The following is a 15,862-nucleotide window of genomic DNA, read 5'->3' on the forward strand; positions in this document are numbered from 1 at the left end:
GAGTCAACCCTATCATTTATATGTCAAAGCATTATTTAAGTTGAATAATTTTTTGAAATGAGGTAAAAATAAAGAGTGCTGCGATTTTTCTGTATCATTCCTTCTTTTGAGTACTGGGAAATTTTCAAATTCTACCGCATACAGACGATATAAATATTGATCTTCTCAAGTTTTTGTCCTCGCTTCCTTCAAAACTCATTAAGACATTCCTTTTTTAAAAAAGCGCCGATCATGGGTGGAAGTGTTACCGATAGAAGTTCCTGAACGTTTTATAAAAGAATGTGCTTTGGCGGAATCATGCGAAGCAGCCGATTTGAATGAAAACAGCAATACATTGACTATGAAAAGCGTGGTGTTTTTATGAAAGACGTATCTATTTCCTCTTTGGAAAATATGAAATTAAAAGAACTATATGAACTGGCCAGACATTATAAAATCTCCTACTACAGCAAACTGACTAAAAAAGAATTAATCTTTGCCATTCTGAAAGCCAACGCCGAGCAGGAGGATCTTCTGTTTATGGAAGGCGTGCTCGAAATCATCCAATCGGAAGGATTCGGCTTCCTCAGACCGATTAATTACTCGCCAAGCTCAGAAGACATCTACATTTCTGCTTCTCAGATCCGCCGCTTTGATTTAAGAAACGGTGACAAAGTATCCGGCAAGGTGCGTCCGCCGAAAGAAAACGAACGCTATTACGGACTTTTGCACGTTGAAGCGGTAAATGGAGATGATCCGGAATCTGCGAAGGAGCGCGTCCATTTTCCTGCGCTGACTCCGCTTTATCCGGACCGCCAAATGGTGCTTGAGACGAAACCGAATTATCTCTCAACAAGAATTCTCGATATGATGGCTCCCGTCGGTTTCGGCCAGCGCGGTCTGATCGTGGCGCCGCCGAAAGCCGGTAAAACCATGCTGTTAAAAGAAATCGCTAACAGCATTACGACAAATCAGCCTGACGCTGAATTGATCGTTCTCTTAATTGATGAAAGACCGGAAGAAGTAACGGATATTGAACGTTCCGTAGCGGGCGATGTCGTCAGCTCGACGTTCGATGAAGTGCCGGAAAATCACATTAAGGTAGCGGAGCTTGTGCTTGAACGGGCGATGCGTCTCGTTGAACACAAAAAAGACGTTATCATTCTGATGGACAGCATTACCCGCCTGGCACGGGCCTACAACCTCGTTATCCCGCCAAGCGGACGTACGCTTTCCGGCGGGATTGACCCGGCTGCGTTCCATCGTCCCAAGCGCTTTTTCGGTGCCGCGAGAAACATTGAAGAGGGCGGCAGTCTGACCATTTTGGCGACGGCGCTCGTAGACACGGGCTCCCGGATGGATGACGTCATCTATGAAGAGTTTAAAGGAACGGGCAACATGGAGCTTCACCTTGACCGTTCTCTTGCGGAAAGACGGATTTTCCCGGCGATCGATATCCGCCGCTCCGGCACACGGAAGGAAGAGCTGCTCGTGCCGAAAGAGCATCTTGACCGTTTATGGGCGATCCGCAAATCGATGTCTGATTCTCCGGACTTCGCAGAGAAGTTTATGAGAAAAATGAAAAAAACAAAAACGAATCAGGAATTCTTCGATCTGATCAACCAAGAATGGAAGCAGGCAAACCTTTCATCATCAGCCCGCCGCTGATAAAAAATGTATTTGCAAATGCAGTAAATGACTGATATAATTCTCTCATATGCGTTCCGGATTACTCCGGAATAATAACTCTGTTTCCACACGGGATTCAGGGCGGAAGGAGATGGATACAATGAAAGCAGGAATTCATCCTAATTTCAAAAAAGCAACAGTTAAATGCGCTTGCGGAAATGAATTTGAAACAGGCTCAGTAAAAGAAGAGGTACGCGTTGAGATTTGCTCTGAATGCCACCCATTCTACACTGGACGTCAAAAATTCGCTTCTGCTGATGGTCGTGTTGATCGCTTTAACAAAAAATACGGTCTTAAGTAATAATAGATTTTACAGGCAGGCAAGAATTGCTTCTTGCCTGTTTTTTATGTCCATAAACAGGAAAAAAAGGGGAGCGGATAGCCTATGTACATAATGAAGCAAAGCGGATGGCTTGAGCTGATATGCGGCAGCATGTTCTCTGGGAAATCAGAAGAGCTGATCCGCAGAGTGAAAAGAGCGACATATGCGAAGCAGGAGGTCAAGGTATTCAAACCTGCCATTGATAATCGCTACAGTGAGGAGGCCGTCGTTTCTCACAACGGCACATCCATGACAAGCCACGTCATCTCGTCTTCGGCTGAAATATGGGATCATATCAGTGAAAGCACGGACGTCATCGCGGTAGATGAGGTGCAGTTTTTCGGCGAATCGATCATCGGCGACTTATCCTCGCTTGCGGATAAAGGCTATCGTGTCATCGCGGCCGGACTTGATATGGATTTCCGGGGAGAGCCTTTCGGCGTGGTGCCGAATCTGATGGCGGTTGCCGAATCTGTGACGAAGCTGCAGGCGGTCTGCTCCGTTTGCGGGTCGCCGGCAAGCCGTACGCAGCGTTTGATTGACGGGAAGCCCGCTTCCTATGATGATCCGGTCATTTTAGTCGGCGCATCGGAGTCATACGAAGCGAGATGCAGACATCATCACGAAGTGCCGAAAAAAACAGACTGATAAATAACCCTTTTCATGAAAACATCGGTAAAAAATCCGGTGTTTTTTTGACGTTTTTTCAAAAATTGTAGTTAAATAACTTAAAAAAGAGTATGAAAAAATTAAGTAATTTTCATCTCTTGAATTTTCATTTTTACAGGCATAAAATGACTAAGTAATGTAAATAGTTATGAGACATTGTTCGAATAATTGTCAAAAAAAGATATAGCAGATCGCGATCACACTAGCCAAAATGGGTAATTACTTAACTTTGTTAACTATTTGAAGAAAGAAGGAGATTTTCTTGAATAATATTAAAGTAACGAAGGAAGGCAACTTAGAAACTACTTTAAGAGGAAAAGAAGTTCTATCTATCCCTACTTTAAATAAAGGTGTTGCGTTTTCAGCAGAAGAAAGAAAAAGCCTTGGATTAGACGGGCTGCTTCCTCCGACAATTCTGTCTCTTGATGAGCAGGCAAAACGCGCATACGAGCAGTTTCAAGCTCAGCCGGACCGCCTTCGCCAAAACGTGTATTTGAATGATTTGCAAAACCGTAACGAAGTTCTTTTCTTTAAATTGCTTCAAAACCATCTTCGTGAAATGCTGCCGGTTGTTTACACACCGACTGTCGGTGAAGCGATTCAAGAATACAGCCATGAGTACAGAAGACCTCAAGGGATTTACCTTTCTATCGATAACGTGGAAGGAATCGAAGAGGCATTTGAAAACCTTCATGCCACTGCCGGAGATATTGATCTGATCGTTGCGACAGACTCAGAAAGCATCCTCGGAATCGGTGACTGGGGTGTAGGCGGTATCAACATCGCCATCGGTAAATTAGCGGTATACACAGCTGCTGCCGGTATTGACCCAAGCCGCGTTATTCCTGTCGTTCTTGACGTCGGTACGAACAATGAAAAACTTCTGAACGATCCTTTATACATCGGTAACCGCCATGAACGTATCCAAGGCGAACGTTACGAAGCTTTCGTTGACGCTTATGTAAAAGCTGCGCTTAAATATTTCCCTAAAGCTCTTCTTCACTGGGAAGACCTTGGAAACAAAAACGCGCGCAATATCATGAAGAAATACAACCATGAAATTCTTACATTCAACGATGACATTCAAGGAACAGGCGCGATTACGCTTGCAGGTGTGCTTGCGGCTATGAAGAAAACAGGCGCGTCTATTAAAGACCAGCGTGTGGTTGTCTTCGGTGCGGGATCTGCCGGAATCGGAATCGCTGACCAAATCCGCGACACTATGGTGCTTGCCGGTCTTTCTGAAGAAGAAGCCAACAAAGCGTTCTACACAATGGATTACAGAGGCTTGTTAATTGAAGGTATGGAAAACATTCTTGATTTCCAAGAGCCGTACCTGCGCACAGCTGAAGAAATTAAAGATTGGAAACGCGATGAAAATGGACAAATTCCTTTCATTGAAGTGATCCGTCAAGCGAAACCGACAATCTTAATCGGTACATCAGGCCAAAGCGGCGCGTTCAGTGAAGAAATCGTCAAAGAAATGGCAAAACACGTTGAGCGTCCGGTCATCATGCCGATGTCTAACCCGACACCGCTTGCTGAAGCCGTTCCTAGCGATCTTTTCAAATGGACTGACGGCAAAGTGCTTGTGGCGACAGGAAGCCCGTTTGACAATGTAGAGTACAATGGCGTTTCTCATGAAATCGGACAATCTAACAACGCATTCGCGTTCCCTGGACTTGGTCTCGGTTCAATCGTTGTAGAAGCGAAAGTGATTACTCCTGCAATGTTTGCGGCAACTGCTGACGCAATCGCAGAAAGCGTTGATTTTGAAACACCGGGTGCAGGCCTTCTGCCGAGCATGAGCGACTTACAAGAAGTTTCAATTAAAGTTGCGATCGCCGTAGCGGAAACTGCCATTAAAGAAGGCGTGGCAAACCGCATTCCTGAAAATGTAGAACAAGCCGTTCTTGATGCAATGTGGAAACCGCAATATAAACAAGTTGTCGCTAAATAATTTTTACGATTAATTTTACAGTCCGAGGGAAAGCTTTTATGTAAAGGCTAAAGTATACGGACATTAAGGATTTGGAGGAGAACATTTTGAGCTTCTTAGATATTTTAATCCTCCTGGCGCCGATCTTTTTCGTGATCGTGCTGGGATGGTTCGCAGGTCGCTTCGGAAGTTATGACGCGAAGTCAGCAAAAGGGGTAAGCACCTTAGTTACGAAGTACGCGCTTCCGGCGCATTTTATCGCAAGTATTTTAACCACTTCAAGAAGTGCGTTTTTATCACAGGTTCCTTTGATGGTCGCTTTGATCATTGGGATTGTCGGATTCTTTATCGTCATTCTGTTGGTTTGCAAATTTATCTTCAAGTATGATTTAACGAATTCATCTGTATTTTCTTTAAACTCTGCACAACCGACATTTGCTTTTATGGGTATTCCCGTACTAGGAAGCTTATTCGGAGCAAGCGAAGTAGCGATTCCTATCGCCGTTACGGGTATCGTGGTTAACGCCATCCTTGACCCGCTTGCGATCATTATCGCTACTGTCGGTGAGTCATCTAAGAAAAAAGACACTGAAAACGAGAACTTCTGGAAAATGACTGGTAAGTCTATTCTTCACGGTCTTTCCGAACCGCTTGCGGCTGCACCGCTTATCAGTATCATTCTGGTACTCTGCGGTGTAACACTCCCTGGCTTGGGAGAAAAAATGCTTGATCAGCTCGGAAGCACAACATCAGGTGTTGCGCTCTTCGCCGTCGGTGTAACTGTCGGTATCCGCAACATTAAGCTCAGTCTGCCGGCTTTCGGTATCGCTTTGTTAAAAGTTGCCGTTCAGCCTGCGCTGATGTACTTGATCGCTCTTGCAGTCGGACTTCCGGCTGACCAGATCACTAAAGCGGTATTGCTCGTTGCATTCCCTGGATCTGCGGTAGCGGCGATGATTGCCACACGTTTCGAAAAACAAGAGGAAGAAACTGCGTCCGCGTTCGTGATCAGTGCGATTTTATCTCTCATCTCACTGCCGATCATCATTGCGCTGACTGCATAATCAAAAGCTCCCTGTTTCAGGGAGCTTTTTTAGTTAGAATTGAAATTTAAAAGGCGAAAATCTCGTTTTTTTTCTGGGTTTCTTATGTTCTGAAGAAGCGGCTGTTTCTGAGAGGGGAGCTGTCTGGGCAAGTTCCTGGATGCGGGAGGCCAATGTCTGCAATTCGGTATTGAGGTCGTCAATTTCCCGCCTGTGCTGAAGAAGCTGATAAGACACCCCTTCATCCGCCTTTTGTTTCAGCTGGCGTTCAAGCTCCTCTATCCTTGAAAGCAGATGGTTCTCACCTTGTTTCTCTTTCGTGAGAATGTCCAGTTTGCGCTCCAGCTCTGCCAATCTTTGTTCAGCGCCGCCATTGATTTTCGGACGCTGCAAAATGAAGCCCGTCCGTTTTTTCGGCTGCCGGGGCACTTGAACGTCCAGAAGGGCAGTGCCTTCAGAAATTTGCCGTTTGACCGATTTCAGCACATCAAGATCCTCAGGTGTAAAGGAATAATGTCCGAGCTCATTCCGTTCAGCCGGAAGATTCAGCTGCTTGACCCACCTTTGCACCGTTTTTGCGGAGACGCCGAGCTCTTTCGCGGCCATGTTTGTATTCATGATCACATACCTCCTTTTTGCTAGGTATTCGACCATGAGGCGGCGTTCCCTTCATGTTAGACAAAACAAGAAGGAATTCGCCAAAGAAAGCGGCATTTCTTCAAAAAACTTACGCTTCATACAATTCAAGCGGAAGCTTGTCGGGATCAAAGAAAAAGGTAAACCGTTTCCCCGTCAGCGGATCGGTTCTGATTGGTTCTGTGCCGACGCCCTTTTCCTTTAACTCTCTGACGGCTGCTTCAAGATCGTTTACGGTGAAAGCGAGATGCCGGAGACCCGCGGCTTCCGGTCTGGTCGGCCGTTCGGGCGGATCGGGAAAGGAAAACAATTCAATCGCGTACGCGCCGTCCAGCGCAAGATCAAGTTTATAAGATTCCCGTTCCTTTCGGTATGTTTCTTTTATAATGCCGAAGCCGAGAATCTCGGTGTAAAAAGCTTTCGACTTTTCATAATCAGAGCATATGATTGCTATATGGTGGATGGATTTCAGCATATCCGCCCCTCCTTTTTTGCTTCAGTATAACAGAGGCGAATTGCTTTTGACTGGCGATAAGCCCTATACTATAATGAGAATGTTACGCACAGGAAAACAGAGGTGAAGACCGTGTTAGACCGTTTACAGTCAATTGAACAACGATACGAAAAATTAAATGAGCTTTTAAGTGATCCGGAAGTGGTCAACGATCCGAAAAAGCTTAGAGAATATTCGAAAGAGCAATCTGATATACAAGAAACCGTTGAAGTCTATAGACAATACAGAGACGCATCAGAACAGCTTGCCGATGCGAAAGCGATGCTTGAGGAAAAGCTTGATGCCGATATGAGAGAAATGGTGAAGGAAGAAATCTCCGAACTGCAGGGAGAGACGGAAACCTTATCAGAGCGTTTGAAAGTGCTCCTCATCCCGAAAGACCCGAACGATGACAAAAACGTAATCATGGAGATCCGCGGAGCAGCGGGAGGAGAAGAAGCCGCGCTGTTTGCGGGAAATCTCTACAGAATGTACTCCCGTTATGCCGAAATCCAAGGCTGGAAGACTGAAGTCATGGAAGCAAACGTTACCGGAACGGGCGGTTACAAAGAAATCATCTTTATGATTACGGGAAAAGGCGCATACTCTAAGCTGAAGTATGAAAATGGCGCGCACCGCGTACAGCGTGTTCCGGAAACGGAATCAGGCGGCCGTATTCATACATCCACGGCGACGGTGGCGTGTCTTCCTGAAGCGGAAGAAGTAGAAGTGGACATTCACGAAAAAGACATCCGCGTCGATACATTCGCATCAAGCGGACCGGGCGGACAAAGCGTAAACACGACGATGTCGGCCGTACGCCTGACGCATTTACCGACTGGTGTTGTCGTTTCCTGTCAGGATGAAAAATCTCAGATTAAAAACAAAGAAAAAGCGATGAAGGTGCTCCGCGCCAGAATCTATGACAAATTCCAGCAGGAAGCTCAGGCTGAATATGATCAGACCCGTAAATCAGCCGTCGGTTCAGGCGACCGTTCCGAGCGTATCCGCACATACAATTTCCCGCAAAACCGTGTGACGGATCACCGCATCGGCCTGACGATTCAAAAGCTGGATCAAATCCTGGAAGGCAAGCTTGACGAAGTGGTTGAAGCGTTAATCGTAGAAGACCAGTCAAGCAAGCTCCAGCAGGCGGAAAATTAAGATGAAGACCGTTTTTGAAGCCCTAAGCTGGGCTTCTTCTTATTTAACCGAAGCGGGAAGAGAAAAAAACGCGGCCGAGCTGCTGTTGTTAAATGATACCGGAATGGACCGGAGCAAGCTTCTCGCAAGTCTGCAGGAGGCCGTCGGCGAGGACGAGCTTTATCGATTCAGGCGGCACGTGGAGATGCATAAAGAAGGTATTCCGATTCAATATATTATCGGGAAAGAACAGTTTTACGGCAGGGAATTTTTTGTGAATGACGATGTTCTCATTCCGCGTCCGGAAACGGAAGAAGTCGTCTTTCATCTGCTGGACAGACAAAAGCGGGTATTTTCCGAGGCAGAACGACTGAACGTCATTGATATCGGTACGGGGAGCGGTGCCATTGCGGTGACGCTCGCCCTTGAATGCGGACATTTTTCAGTATCGGCTTCGGATATTTCAAAAGAAGCGCTGCAGGTGGCGGAAAGAAATGCGCAAAACCTCGGAGCGGACGTCTGTTTTTTGCAGGGAGATCTGTTAACTCCTTTTATTTCATCAGGGAAAAAAGCGGATATTATTGTTTCCAATCCGCCGTATATTTCTGAAGAAGAAATGGCGGATTTGTCGGATATCGTCCGTTTCCATGAGCCGCTTCATGCTCTTACGGACGGCGGTGACGGTTTGAAATTCTACAAGCGGTTTATGGAGGAGCTGCCTCTTGTCATGAAAGATAAAGCGCTTGTCGTCTTTGAAATCGGATATAATCAGGGGAAAGCCGTGAAAGACCTGTTCCGTCATTCCTTTCCGAATGCGGAAGTGGAAGTCGTACAGGACATCAACGGAAAAGACAGAACCGTATCCGCGGTCATCACATCATGAAAAAAGCCCGCCGGTGACGCACACGGCGGGCTTTTGTTACAATGGAAAGAAAATGAAAGGGGCATCCGCCTTGAAAAAAGCGTTCGCCTTCGGATGTATACTCGCCGCCGCAGCTTATGCGGCGGGGGTTGTTCTGCCGTTTGGCGTTGATATCATTTTCGGCGCCGTTACGGCTGTTCTTATCGTCACAGCGATCATCGTTTCCGGGTTGGCCGTAAGCGGAGCGGAGCAGCGGGCCAATTATCATTCTGAAACAGAAGAAGGACGGCACGCCCGTTTAAAGATGGCCGCCGTTTTCTTTTGCTCCGCTCTCCCTTCAGCCGGCTGTCTGCTGATTACGCTTCTGTAGCCGGATTTTGTCTTTGCAGCAATACGGAATCCCATACCCAATAGACGACGGCTGTTAAAACCGCAAAGATATAAAAGGCTGAATTAGAAAACAGAGATTGGCCTGACGGCTGCAAAAGACCGAAGATGATCCCGTTTGCAATGAATGACACCCCTAAATAATAAAGAAAATACAGCGGATGAAATCTCTTCGGCTTTTTATTCAGAAAGTATTGAAGCGGCAGCGCAAAAATCAAATAAGGAAACAAAAAATAAAACGCCATCGAAATGAAAGCCGCGATAATGAATTGATGAACATACAAAATAGAATAAATGACAGACATACATGCCGCCGACAGCAGCACGGTGTAATTATATTTCATCTGAAAACCTCCTATCAAAATAATATCGTACCATATTTTGAATCTGTCAATGCAGATTATCAGCTTGCTAGATTTTTTTCTTCCCGCTGGTTTAAACCTTTTCCGTCATGTCCATAATGGGACTAGATAAAAAAAGCACGGAGAGGAACGGTGGGGACCGATGAAACAGACAATGATGATCTGCATATATATTTTTCTTTTATTATCAGGAGCGCTTGCGGGTTTGACAAAAGAAGAAACGGCGCGGGCATCAGCCGATGAGCCCGTCGTCATACCGGATGAAGCGATCCGGCTCAGAATTTTGGCCAACAGTGATAACGATGAGGATCAAAAGCTCAAGCGCCAGATCAGAGATGCTGTAAACAAGCAAATTACGGACTGGGTGAAAGATATCACTTCCATTGAAGAAGCGCGGCGGCTCATTCGTTCGAAGCTTCCTGAAATTAAAGAAATCGCCAAACAGACGATGAAAGAAAAGGGTGCGCATCAATCCGTTTCAGTTCAATTCAATAAAATCTCGTTTCCGACAAAGCTCTACGGCAATATGGTCTATCCGGCCGGAAAATATGAAGCGATTTTAATTACACTCGGCAATGGCGAGGGCGCCAACTGGTGGTGCGTCTTGTTTCCGCCGCTGTGCTTCCTTGATTTCTCAAACGGCGAAGCGGTGAAAGATCAGGAAGACGGCGGACAGAAGCAGGAAGAAACGCAGAAACAGACTAAAAAAGTGCTGGATGACGTAAAAGCAAAGGCTGATAAAGCGAAGAAAGAAAATAAAGATGACGATGATACCGAAGTGAAGTTTTTCCTCGTCGATTGGATTTCAGATCTATTTTCCTGAAGTAAAAGGCATAAATCCGGATTCGATTCATAGATTGGAAGAAAGAGTTGATCGAAACGGAGGGAAATATATGTTTTATCAGCTGAGAGTGGCAAGAGATCAAGATGCGGAGGCGCTGGAGGCCTTTTTGAAAAAGGCTGATACGGCACATGCGGAAATCGATCAGCAGATCAGCCGGTTTATCGTACTGGAAGACAGCGAAAAAATGATTGCCGCCTGTCTCGGGATCGAAAAATTCAGCGGCGGAAAAGGGCTTCTCCGTTCACTCGTCATGTCGGACAGGCTGAATCAAAGCCATATCGTTACACTGTTTCAAAGTATGGATGTGCTGTGCAAAAAACATGAGATTCAAGATGTCTACTTAGTCGCCAATCAGCCCTCATCTGCTGAGTTTCTGAATGTGATGGGATTTGAAGCGTGCGCCGATGCGCCTGATGAACTGTATACGTCCGAACATTTCCGCAACTCGTTATGCACAGAAGGTTCGTTTTTAATGGTGAAAACCTCTGCCTGATCTAACTTATACACAAGGTTATCCACTTATTAAAAAGTGTTGTCCACAGTTTGTGGATAACACTTGTTTTATTAAAGGACATCTTTTATACTTTCAAAAGGAATACACGAGAGAAAATAAAGTTTTACCGCTTTAAAATAAGGAGTTTGGTTCTACATGAAAACAAGAAGATGGTTTGTGGATTGTTCCGCAGAATTATCCACAACCGATCCCCAGATTACACAAGCCGCGGAATTGCTGCGGCAGAATGAGGTTGTGGCTTTTCCGACAGAAACCGTTTACGGACTGGGCGCTAACGCTGAAAATACGGAAGCCGTAACGAAAATATATGAGGCGAAAGGAAGGCCGAGCGATAACCCGCTGATTGTGCATATATCCCATATCAGCCAGCTTGATCGTTTTATCAGCCATATTCCTGAGACGGCGAAAAAGCTTATGAAGCTATTCTGGCCGGGGGCGCTGACCCTTGTTCTGCCGTGTAAGCCCGGTGTGCTGTCACCCCGTGTCACCGCGGGACTTGAGACGGTAGCGGTCAGAATGCCTGATCATCCGGTAGCATTAGCCCTCATCAGCTCGGCCGGACTGCCGATCGCCGCGCCGAGCGCCAATTTATCAGGAAAACCGAGCCCGACGAAGGCCGAGCATGTAGCCCATGATTTAAACGGCCGCATTGCCGGTATTGTGGACGGCGGCGCGACGGGAATCGGAGTGGAATCAACCGTTCTGTCCTGTACGGGGAAACAGCCCGTGCTGCTTCGTCCGGGCGGCGTGACAAAAGAGCAGATTGAATCCGCCGCCGGTCCGGTTCTTGTGGATAAAGGGCTGACCGAAGAAGATGAGGTTCCTATTTCTCCCGGTATGAAATATACACATTACGCGCCTTCTGCGCCGATGGCTATTGCCGACGGCGGCGCCCGGAGAATTCAAGAACTGGCAGACGCATATAAAAGCCGGGGGAAACGAATCGGCATTCTGACAACAGAAGAGAACGCCGATAGTTACCAGGCTGATTATATCAAGGTCTGCGGCAGACGCGCCGACCTTGAAACAGTGGCGTCCGCCTTATACGATGCGCTCCGCAGTTTTGATGAAGCGGAAGTGGACATGATTATTTCTGAGTCCTTTCCGGATACCGGAGTGGGGCTTGCCATTATGAACAGGCTGATGAAAGCCGCAGGCGGCACCGTTATCCATTAACTTGTTCTACCCCCTATCGGACATGCATAAGCTAAACAAGCGGGCACGTCCAAGGGGGTTTTTATTTCATGTCGAATCTATTCATCGGGGAACTTGTCTCCTTAAGCATCATGGCATTTGCTTTAGGGACGGATGCCTTTTCCGTCGGGCTCGGAATGGGAATGATTCAGCTGAAGAAAAAACAAATTTTTCATATAGGGGTTGTCATCGGGCTGTTTCATGTCATGATGCCGCTTGCGGGAATGGCGGCCGGGCATCTGCTGTCCGGTTTTCTGGGGATGCTCGCCGTTTACATCGGCGGATCTCTTCTTTTCATTTTAGGGGTGCAGATGATCATCGCCGCGTTTAAACAATCAGACGGGCCGCTCATATCTCCGGCAGGCTCGGGACTGTTGCTGTTTGCGGTCGGTGTCAGTCTGGACAGCTTTTCTGTCGGGCTCAGTCTCGGGATGAACGGTTCCAATCCGTTTCTGGCCGTTACGCTGTTCGGGGTTTTCAGCACCGTTTTAACATGGGCGGGCCTTTTGGCGGGAAGAAAGGTGCAGTCGTGGCTCGGCTCGTACAGCGAAGCGCTCGGCGGAGCCATTTTGATCGGATTCGGGCTGAAACTGCTTTTACCGGTATAAGATACGTAAAAAAAGAAACGAAGATGCCGTTTCTTTTTTCTTCATTTATAATAGGCAGTAAGAGGTGACGGACATGAAAATAATCTTTGTATGTACAGGCAATACGTGCCGCAGTCCTATGGCTGAGGCTCTTTTTAAATCCATTGCAGAAACGAAAGGGCTGGACGTCAGCGTAAGCTCGGCCGGCGTATTCGCGTCTCCGAACGGAAAAGCGTCAGCCCATGCCGTGGAAGCGCTGTTTGAAAAACGGATCGCTCTCAATCACAGTTCATCTCCCTTATCGGAAGAACATATCGAGACGGCTGATCTGGTGCTGGCGATGACGGAACAGCACAAACAGCTGATTGAAGGCCGATATCAAAACAGTCAGGGCAAAGTCTTTACCATTAAAGAATACGTAACGGGGGAAAACGGCGATATCTCTGACCCGTTCGGCGGTCCGCTTGATGTTTATAAACAGACGCGGGACGAACTGGAGGAGCTGCTGACCCTTTTGGCTGATCAATTGCTTGACGGAAAAAGCAAGTAATCTGTCAGAAAATCTGCAAACAGGTCATTTGCAAAACGAATGTGAAAGAGTAGAATGAAATCAACGGATTTCGTAATAAAAAGGACAAGCACACTGGGCTGTCTTCGCCCAGCCACACCTAGGAGGTAAATGAATGAAAGTAGCTATTGCGTCAGATCACGGCGGCGTCCATATCCGCGAAGAAATAAAAAGTCTTTTGGATGAACTGCAGATTGAATACATTGATATGGGCTGTGAATGCGGCGCCGGCTCTGTCGATTATTCAGACTACGCTTTTCCGGTAGCGGAAAAAGTGGTGAACGGCGAAGCTGACAGGGGAATTTTAATTTGCGGCACAGGCATCGGCATGAGCATCTCCGCAAATAAGGTAAAGGGCATACGCTGTGCGCTTGCCCATGACACCTTCAGCGCAAAAGCGACGCGTGAACACAATGACACGAATGTTCTTGCAATGGGCGAACGCGTCATCGGCCCGGGGCTGGCGCGCGAAATCGCAAAAGTCTGGCTGACGACTGAATTTACGGGCGGCCGCCACGAACGGCGGATCGGCAAAATCGCAGATTACGAAGAAAAAAATCTGTAAGAGGTGCTGGACAATGGAAGAGATGAAGCAAAAATGGACGGACATGCTGACTGAGTTTCAAGAGCAGGCAGGACTGACGGACGGCAGTCTGCTGGTGATCGGGTGCAGTACAAGTGAAGCCGCCGGAAGCCGGATCGGCACCGCCGGAAGCGGGGATTGGGCTGAATTGATATACGGCGGACTTAACCGGTTTAAGGAAAAAACGGGTGTGCATCTTGCTTTTCAATGCTGCGAGCATTTAAACAGGGCGCTTGTCATTGAAGCGGAAACGGCCGAGCGGTTCAGGCTCCCCATTGTTTCAGCCGTCCCCGTCCCGAAAGCGGGCGGAGCGATGGCCTCTTATGCATACCGGCAGATGCGTTCTCCCGTGCTCGCCGAATCGATTCAGGCTGACGCCGGGATCGACATCGGCGATACGTTCATCGGCATGCATCTGAAACCCGTTGCCGTCCCTGTCCGGATATCAAGCCGTGAGCTTGGAGAAGCACATGTGACGATGGCCCGGACAAGGCTGAAGCTGATAGGCGGAATTCGCGCCGTTTATGAATGCGAATGATGAAAATACTTTTACTGTATAATGTTCGTGTTTTCTAATTAAATTTTGTGATTTTTTTAAATAAGCTGTTACATTCACCTGAAAAACCATGTACAATAAGGGTGGTAAAAATAAAGAACAGGAAACGGATAGGAGAGGATCTCGCTGATGAAACATTTACCTGTACAAGACAAACAAGTGTTTAACGCCATCAAAGATGAGCGTAAGCGTCAACAGACTAAGATCGAATTAATTGCTTCTGAAAACTTCGTGACGGAAGCGGTAATGGAAGCGCAAGGCTCTGTTTTAACAAACAAATATGCTGAAGGCTACCCCGGCAAACGCTACTACGGCGGCTGTGAGCATGTTGATGTCGTCGAGGACATCGCCCGCGACCGCGCGAAAGAGATTTTCGGAGCTGAGCATGTAAACGTTCAGCCGCACTCAGGCGCTCAAGCGAACATGGCTGTTTACTTCACGATTTTAGAGCACGGCGACACGGTGCTCGGGATGAACCTCTCCCACGGCGGCCACTTAACACACGGAAGCCCGGTTAATTTCAGCGGCGTTCAATACAACTTTGTAGAATACGGTGTCGATAAAGACACGCAATATATAGATTATGAAGATGTGCGTGAAAAAGCGCTGGCGCATAAGCCGAAACTCATCGTTGCCGGAGCGAGCGCGTACCCCCGCACGATCGACTTTAAAAAATTCCGCGAAATCGCTGATGAAGTCGGCGCTTACTTCATGGTAGACATGGCGCATATCGCGGGTCTTGTCGCAGCCGGTCTTCATCCGAATCCGGTTCCTTACGCTGACTTTGTAACGACAACGACTCACAAAACACTTCGCGGACCCCGCGGAGGAATGATCCTTTGCCGTGAAGAGTTCGGCAAAAAGATTGATAAATCCATTTTCCCGGGAATCCAAGGCGGACCGCTTATGCATGTCATCGCGGCCAAAGCCGTTTCTTTCGGAGAAGTGCTTGAAGATGATTTCAAAACATATGCGCAAAACGTCATCTCGAACGCGAAGCGCCTGGCTGAGTCTCTGAACAAAGAGGGCATTCAGCTCGTATCAGGCGGAACGGATAACCACCTTGTGCTTGTCGACCTCCGTTCTCTCGGACTGACCGGAAAAGTCGCTGAACACGTTCTTGATGAAATCGGCATTACATCTAATAAAAACGCGATCCCTTACGATCCGGAAAAACCGTTCGTCACAAGCGGAATCCGCCTCGGTACGGCAGCTGTGACAAGCCGCGGCTTTGACGGTGACGCGCTTGAAGAAGTCGGCGCCATCATCGGCCTCGCGCTGAAACATCATGAAGACGAAGCAAAACTTGAAGAAGCGAGACAGCGCGTATCTGTCTTGACTGAAAAGTTTCCTTTATATAAAGAACTGGACTATTAATAAGGAAGAAACCCGCCGGAACCTTAATCCGGCGGGTTTTTTTATGATTTTCTTGAAACTGTTTGTCTTTTTCTGTAGAATCAATAGAAGTGTGAAAAAGTCACTCGGACAACAA

Annotated in this window: 19 protein-coding genes and 1 pseudogene; 17 read left to right on the top strand and 3 right to left on the bottom strand. The window is 47.2% G+C overall.

What is annotated here, in order from left to right:
• Window positions 1–155: 155 nt before the first annotated feature.
• The 6 genes and pseudogenes from AC1RRX_RS00435 to AC1RRX_RS00460 all read left to right on the top strand — a co-directional run bounded on the left by AC1RRX_RS00435 (window position 156) and on the right by AC1RRX_RS00460 (window position 5,662).
• Window positions 156–364 (top strand): annotated as a pseudogene (locus AC1RRX_RS00435) (hypothetical protein).
• Window positions 361–1,647, top strand: coding sequence for a transcription termination factor Rho (gene rho / locus AC1RRX_RS00440; protein WP_003151107.1), 1,287 nt, complete (start codon window positions 361–363; stop codon window positions 1,645–1,647). The pseudogene AC1RRX_RS00435 and the gene rho overlap by 4 nt, the downstream one beginning before the upstream one ends.
• A gap of 121 nt (window positions 1,648–1,768) precedes the next feature.
• Window positions 1,769–1,969, top strand: a complete 201-nt coding sequence (gene rpmE, locus AC1RRX_RS00445; RefSeq protein ID WP_003151132.1) for a 50S ribosomal protein L31 — start codon at window positions 1,769–1,771, stop codon at window positions 1,967–1,969.
• An 84-nt stretch (window positions 1,970–2,053) separates the two neighbouring features.
• Entirely contained in the window at window positions 2,054–2,638 is a 585-nt protein-coding gene (locus AC1RRX_RS00450; RefSeq protein ID WP_007614390.1) for a thymidine kinase, read from the top strand.
• Between the two features lie 283 nt (window positions 2,639–2,921).
• Complete coding sequence (gene malS / locus AC1RRX_RS00455; protein WP_007407609.1) at window positions 2,922–4,619, top strand: oxaloacetate-decarboxylating malate dehydrogenase; 1,698 nt, start codon at window positions 2,922–2,924, stop codon at window positions 4,617–4,619.
• An 86-nt stretch (window positions 4,620–4,705) separates the two neighbouring features.
• Window positions 4,706–5,662 (top strand): AEC family transporter, encoded by a 957-nt coding sequence (locus tag AC1RRX_RS00460; protein WP_007407608.1) that lies wholly within the window; start codon window positions 4,706–4,708, stop codon window positions 5,660–5,662.
• A gap of 33 nt (window positions 5,663–5,695) precedes the next feature.
• On the opposite strand, the gene racA is transcribed toward AC1RRX_RS00460, so the two are convergent.
• Together racA and gloA2 are read right to left on the bottom strand one after the other, a co-directional pair.
• Window positions 5,696–6,259, bottom strand: a complete 564-nt coding sequence (racA, locus tag AC1RRX_RS00465; protein ID WP_015418422.1) for a chromosome-anchoring protein RacA — start codon at window positions 6,257–6,259, stop codon at window positions 5,696–5,698.
• Window positions 6,260–6,368: 109 nt separating this feature from the next.
• Window positions 6,369–6,752, bottom strand: a complete 384-nt coding sequence (gloA2, locus tag AC1RRX_RS00470; protein WP_003151138.1) for an SMU1112c/YaeR family gloxylase I-like metalloprotein — start codon at window positions 6,750–6,752, stop codon at window positions 6,369–6,371.
• Window positions 6,753–6,863: 111 nt separating this feature from the next.
• Here gloA2 and prfA point away from each other — a divergent pair, with 111 nt between their 5' ends.
• From prfA to AC1RRX_RS00485, 3 genes are all read left to right on the top strand, one after another.
• Window positions 6,864–7,934 carry a peptide chain release factor 1 gene (gene prfA, locus AC1RRX_RS00475; protein ID WP_003151139.1) on the top strand — a complete coding sequence of 357 codons (1,071 nt, stop codon included), beginning with the start codon at window positions 6,864–6,866 and terminating at the stop codon, window positions 7,932–7,934.
• Between the two features lies 1 nt (window position 7,935).
• A complete protein-coding gene (gene prmC / locus AC1RRX_RS00480) occupies window positions 7,936–8,796 on the top strand; it encodes a peptide chain release factor N(5)-glutamine methyltransferase (protein ID WP_020956471.1) in 861 nt (286 codons plus the stop codon).
• A gap of 70 nt (window positions 8,797–8,866) precedes the next feature.
• Entirely contained in the window at window positions 8,867–9,145 is a 279-nt protein-coding gene (locus AC1RRX_RS00485; protein WP_144463848.1) for a DUF5316 family protein, read from the top strand.
• Here AC1RRX_RS00485 and AC1RRX_RS00490 read toward each other — a convergent pair.
• Window positions 9,132–9,506 (bottom strand): UPF0715 family protein, encoded by a 375-nt coding sequence (locus AC1RRX_RS00490; protein ID WP_003151143.1) that lies wholly within the window; start codon window positions 9,504–9,506, stop codon window positions 9,132–9,134. The two genes, AC1RRX_RS00485 and AC1RRX_RS00490, sit on opposite strands and share 14 nt — an antisense overlap.
• Before the next feature lie 160 nt (window positions 9,507–9,666).
• On the opposite strand from AC1RRX_RS00490, the gene spoIIR reads away from it, so the two are divergent.
• From spoIIR to glyA, 8 genes are all read left to right on the top strand, one after another.
• On the top strand, window positions 9,667–10,347 hold the full coding sequence (gene spoIIR / locus AC1RRX_RS00495; RefSeq protein ID WP_007407604.1) for a stage II sporulation protein R: 681 nt from the start codon (window positions 9,667–9,669) through the stop codon (window positions 10,345–10,347).
• A 70-nt stretch (window positions 10,348–10,417) separates the two neighbouring features.
• Window positions 10,418–10,861, top strand: coding sequence for a GNAT family N-acetyltransferase (locus AC1RRX_RS00500; RefSeq protein ID WP_032869470.1), 444 nt, complete (start codon window positions 10,418–10,420; stop codon window positions 10,859–10,861).
• A gap of 156 nt (window positions 10,862–11,017) precedes the next feature.
• Entirely contained in the window at window positions 11,018–12,058 is a 1,041-nt protein-coding gene (locus AC1RRX_RS00505) for an L-threonylcarbamoyladenylate synthase (RefSeq protein WP_007407602.1), read from the top strand.
• A 68-nt stretch (window positions 12,059–12,126) separates the two neighbouring features.
• On the top strand, window positions 12,127–12,684 hold the full coding sequence (locus AC1RRX_RS00510) for a manganese efflux pump MntP (RefSeq protein ID WP_007407601.1): 558 nt from the start codon (window positions 12,127–12,129) through the stop codon (window positions 12,682–12,684).
• A 73-nt stretch (window positions 12,685–12,757) separates the two neighbouring features.
• The gene (locus tag AC1RRX_RS00515) at window positions 12,758–13,213 is read left to right on the top strand and encodes a low molecular weight protein arginine phosphatase (protein ID WP_007407600.1); all 456 of its coding nucleotides are present in this window, start codon (window positions 12,758–12,760) and stop codon (window positions 13,211–13,213) included.
• Window positions 13,214–13,346: 133 nt separating this feature from the next.
• On the top strand, window positions 13,347–13,796 hold the full coding sequence (gene rpiB, locus AC1RRX_RS00520; protein WP_003151149.1) for a ribose 5-phosphate isomerase B: 450 nt from the start codon (window positions 13,347–13,349) through the stop codon (window positions 13,794–13,796).
• Between the two features lie 13 nt (window positions 13,797–13,809).
• Window positions 13,810–14,352 (top strand): TIGR01440 family protein, encoded by a 543-nt coding sequence (locus AC1RRX_RS00525; protein ID WP_144463849.1) that lies wholly within the window; start codon window positions 13,810–13,812, stop codon window positions 14,350–14,352.
• A gap of 147 nt (window positions 14,353–14,499) precedes the next feature.
• Window positions 14,500–15,747: a serine hydroxymethyltransferase gene (gene glyA, locus AC1RRX_RS00530; protein ID WP_033574392.1), complete on the top strand. Its 1,248-nt coding sequence runs from the start codon at window positions 14,500–14,502 to the stop codon at window positions 15,745–15,747.
• Window positions 15,748–15,862: the final 115 nt, after the last annotated feature.

The organism is Bacillus sp. GW821-FHT11D08 (genome assembly GCF_058808515.1).

Coding starts and splice junctions, on each gene's coding strand:
- rho (WP_003151107.1), top strand. CDS start 361: ATGAAAGACGTATCTATTTCCTCTTTGGAAAATATGAAATTAAAAGAA.
- rpmE (WP_003151132.1), top strand. CDS start 1,769: ATGAAAGCAGGAATTCATCCTAATTTCAAAAAAGCAACAGTTAAATGC.
- AC1RRX_RS00450 (WP_007614390.1), top strand. CDS start 2,054: ATGTACATAATGAAGCAAAGCGGATGGCTTGAGCTGATATGCGGCAGC.
- racA (WP_015418422.1), bottom strand. CDS start 6,259: ATGAATACAAACATGGCCGCGAAAGAGCTCGGCGTCTCCGCAAAAACG.
- gloA2 (WP_003151138.1), bottom strand. CDS start 6,752: ATGCTGAAATCCATCCACCATATAGCAATCATATGCTCTGATTATGAA.
- prmC (WP_020956471.1), top strand. CDS start 7,936: ATGAAGACCGTTTTTGAAGCCCTAAGCTGGGCTTCTTCTTATTTAACC.
- AC1RRX_RS00490 (WP_003151143.1), bottom strand. CDS start 9,506: ATGAAATATAATTACACCGTGCTGCTGTCGGCGGCATGTATGTCTGTC.
- spoIIR (WP_007407604.1), top strand. CDS start 9,667: ATGAAACAGACAATGATGATCTGCATATATATTTTTCTTTTATTATCA.
- AC1RRX_RS00500 (WP_032869470.1), top strand. CDS start 10,418: ATGTTTTATCAGCTGAGAGTGGCAAGAGATCAAGATGCGGAGGCGCTG.
- AC1RRX_RS00505 (WP_007407602.1), top strand. CDS start 11,018: ATGAAAACAAGAAGATGGTTTGTGGATTGTTCCGCAGAATTATCCACA.
- AC1RRX_RS00510 (WP_007407601.1), top strand. CDS start 12,127: ATGTCGAATCTATTCATCGGGGAACTTGTCTCCTTAAGCATCATGGCA.
- AC1RRX_RS00515 (WP_007407600.1), top strand. CDS start 12,758: ATGAAAATAATCTTTGTATGTACAGGCAATACGTGCCGCAGTCCTATG.
- rpiB (WP_003151149.1), top strand. CDS start 13,347: ATGAAAGTAGCTATTGCGTCAGATCACGGCGGCGTCCATATCCGCGAA.
- AC1RRX_RS00525 (WP_144463849.1), top strand. CDS start 13,810: ATGGAAGAGATGAAGCAAAAATGGACGGACATGCTGACTGAGTTTCAA.
- glyA (WP_033574392.1), top strand. CDS start 14,500: ATGAAACATTTACCTGTACAAGACAAACAAGTGTTTAACGCCATCAAA.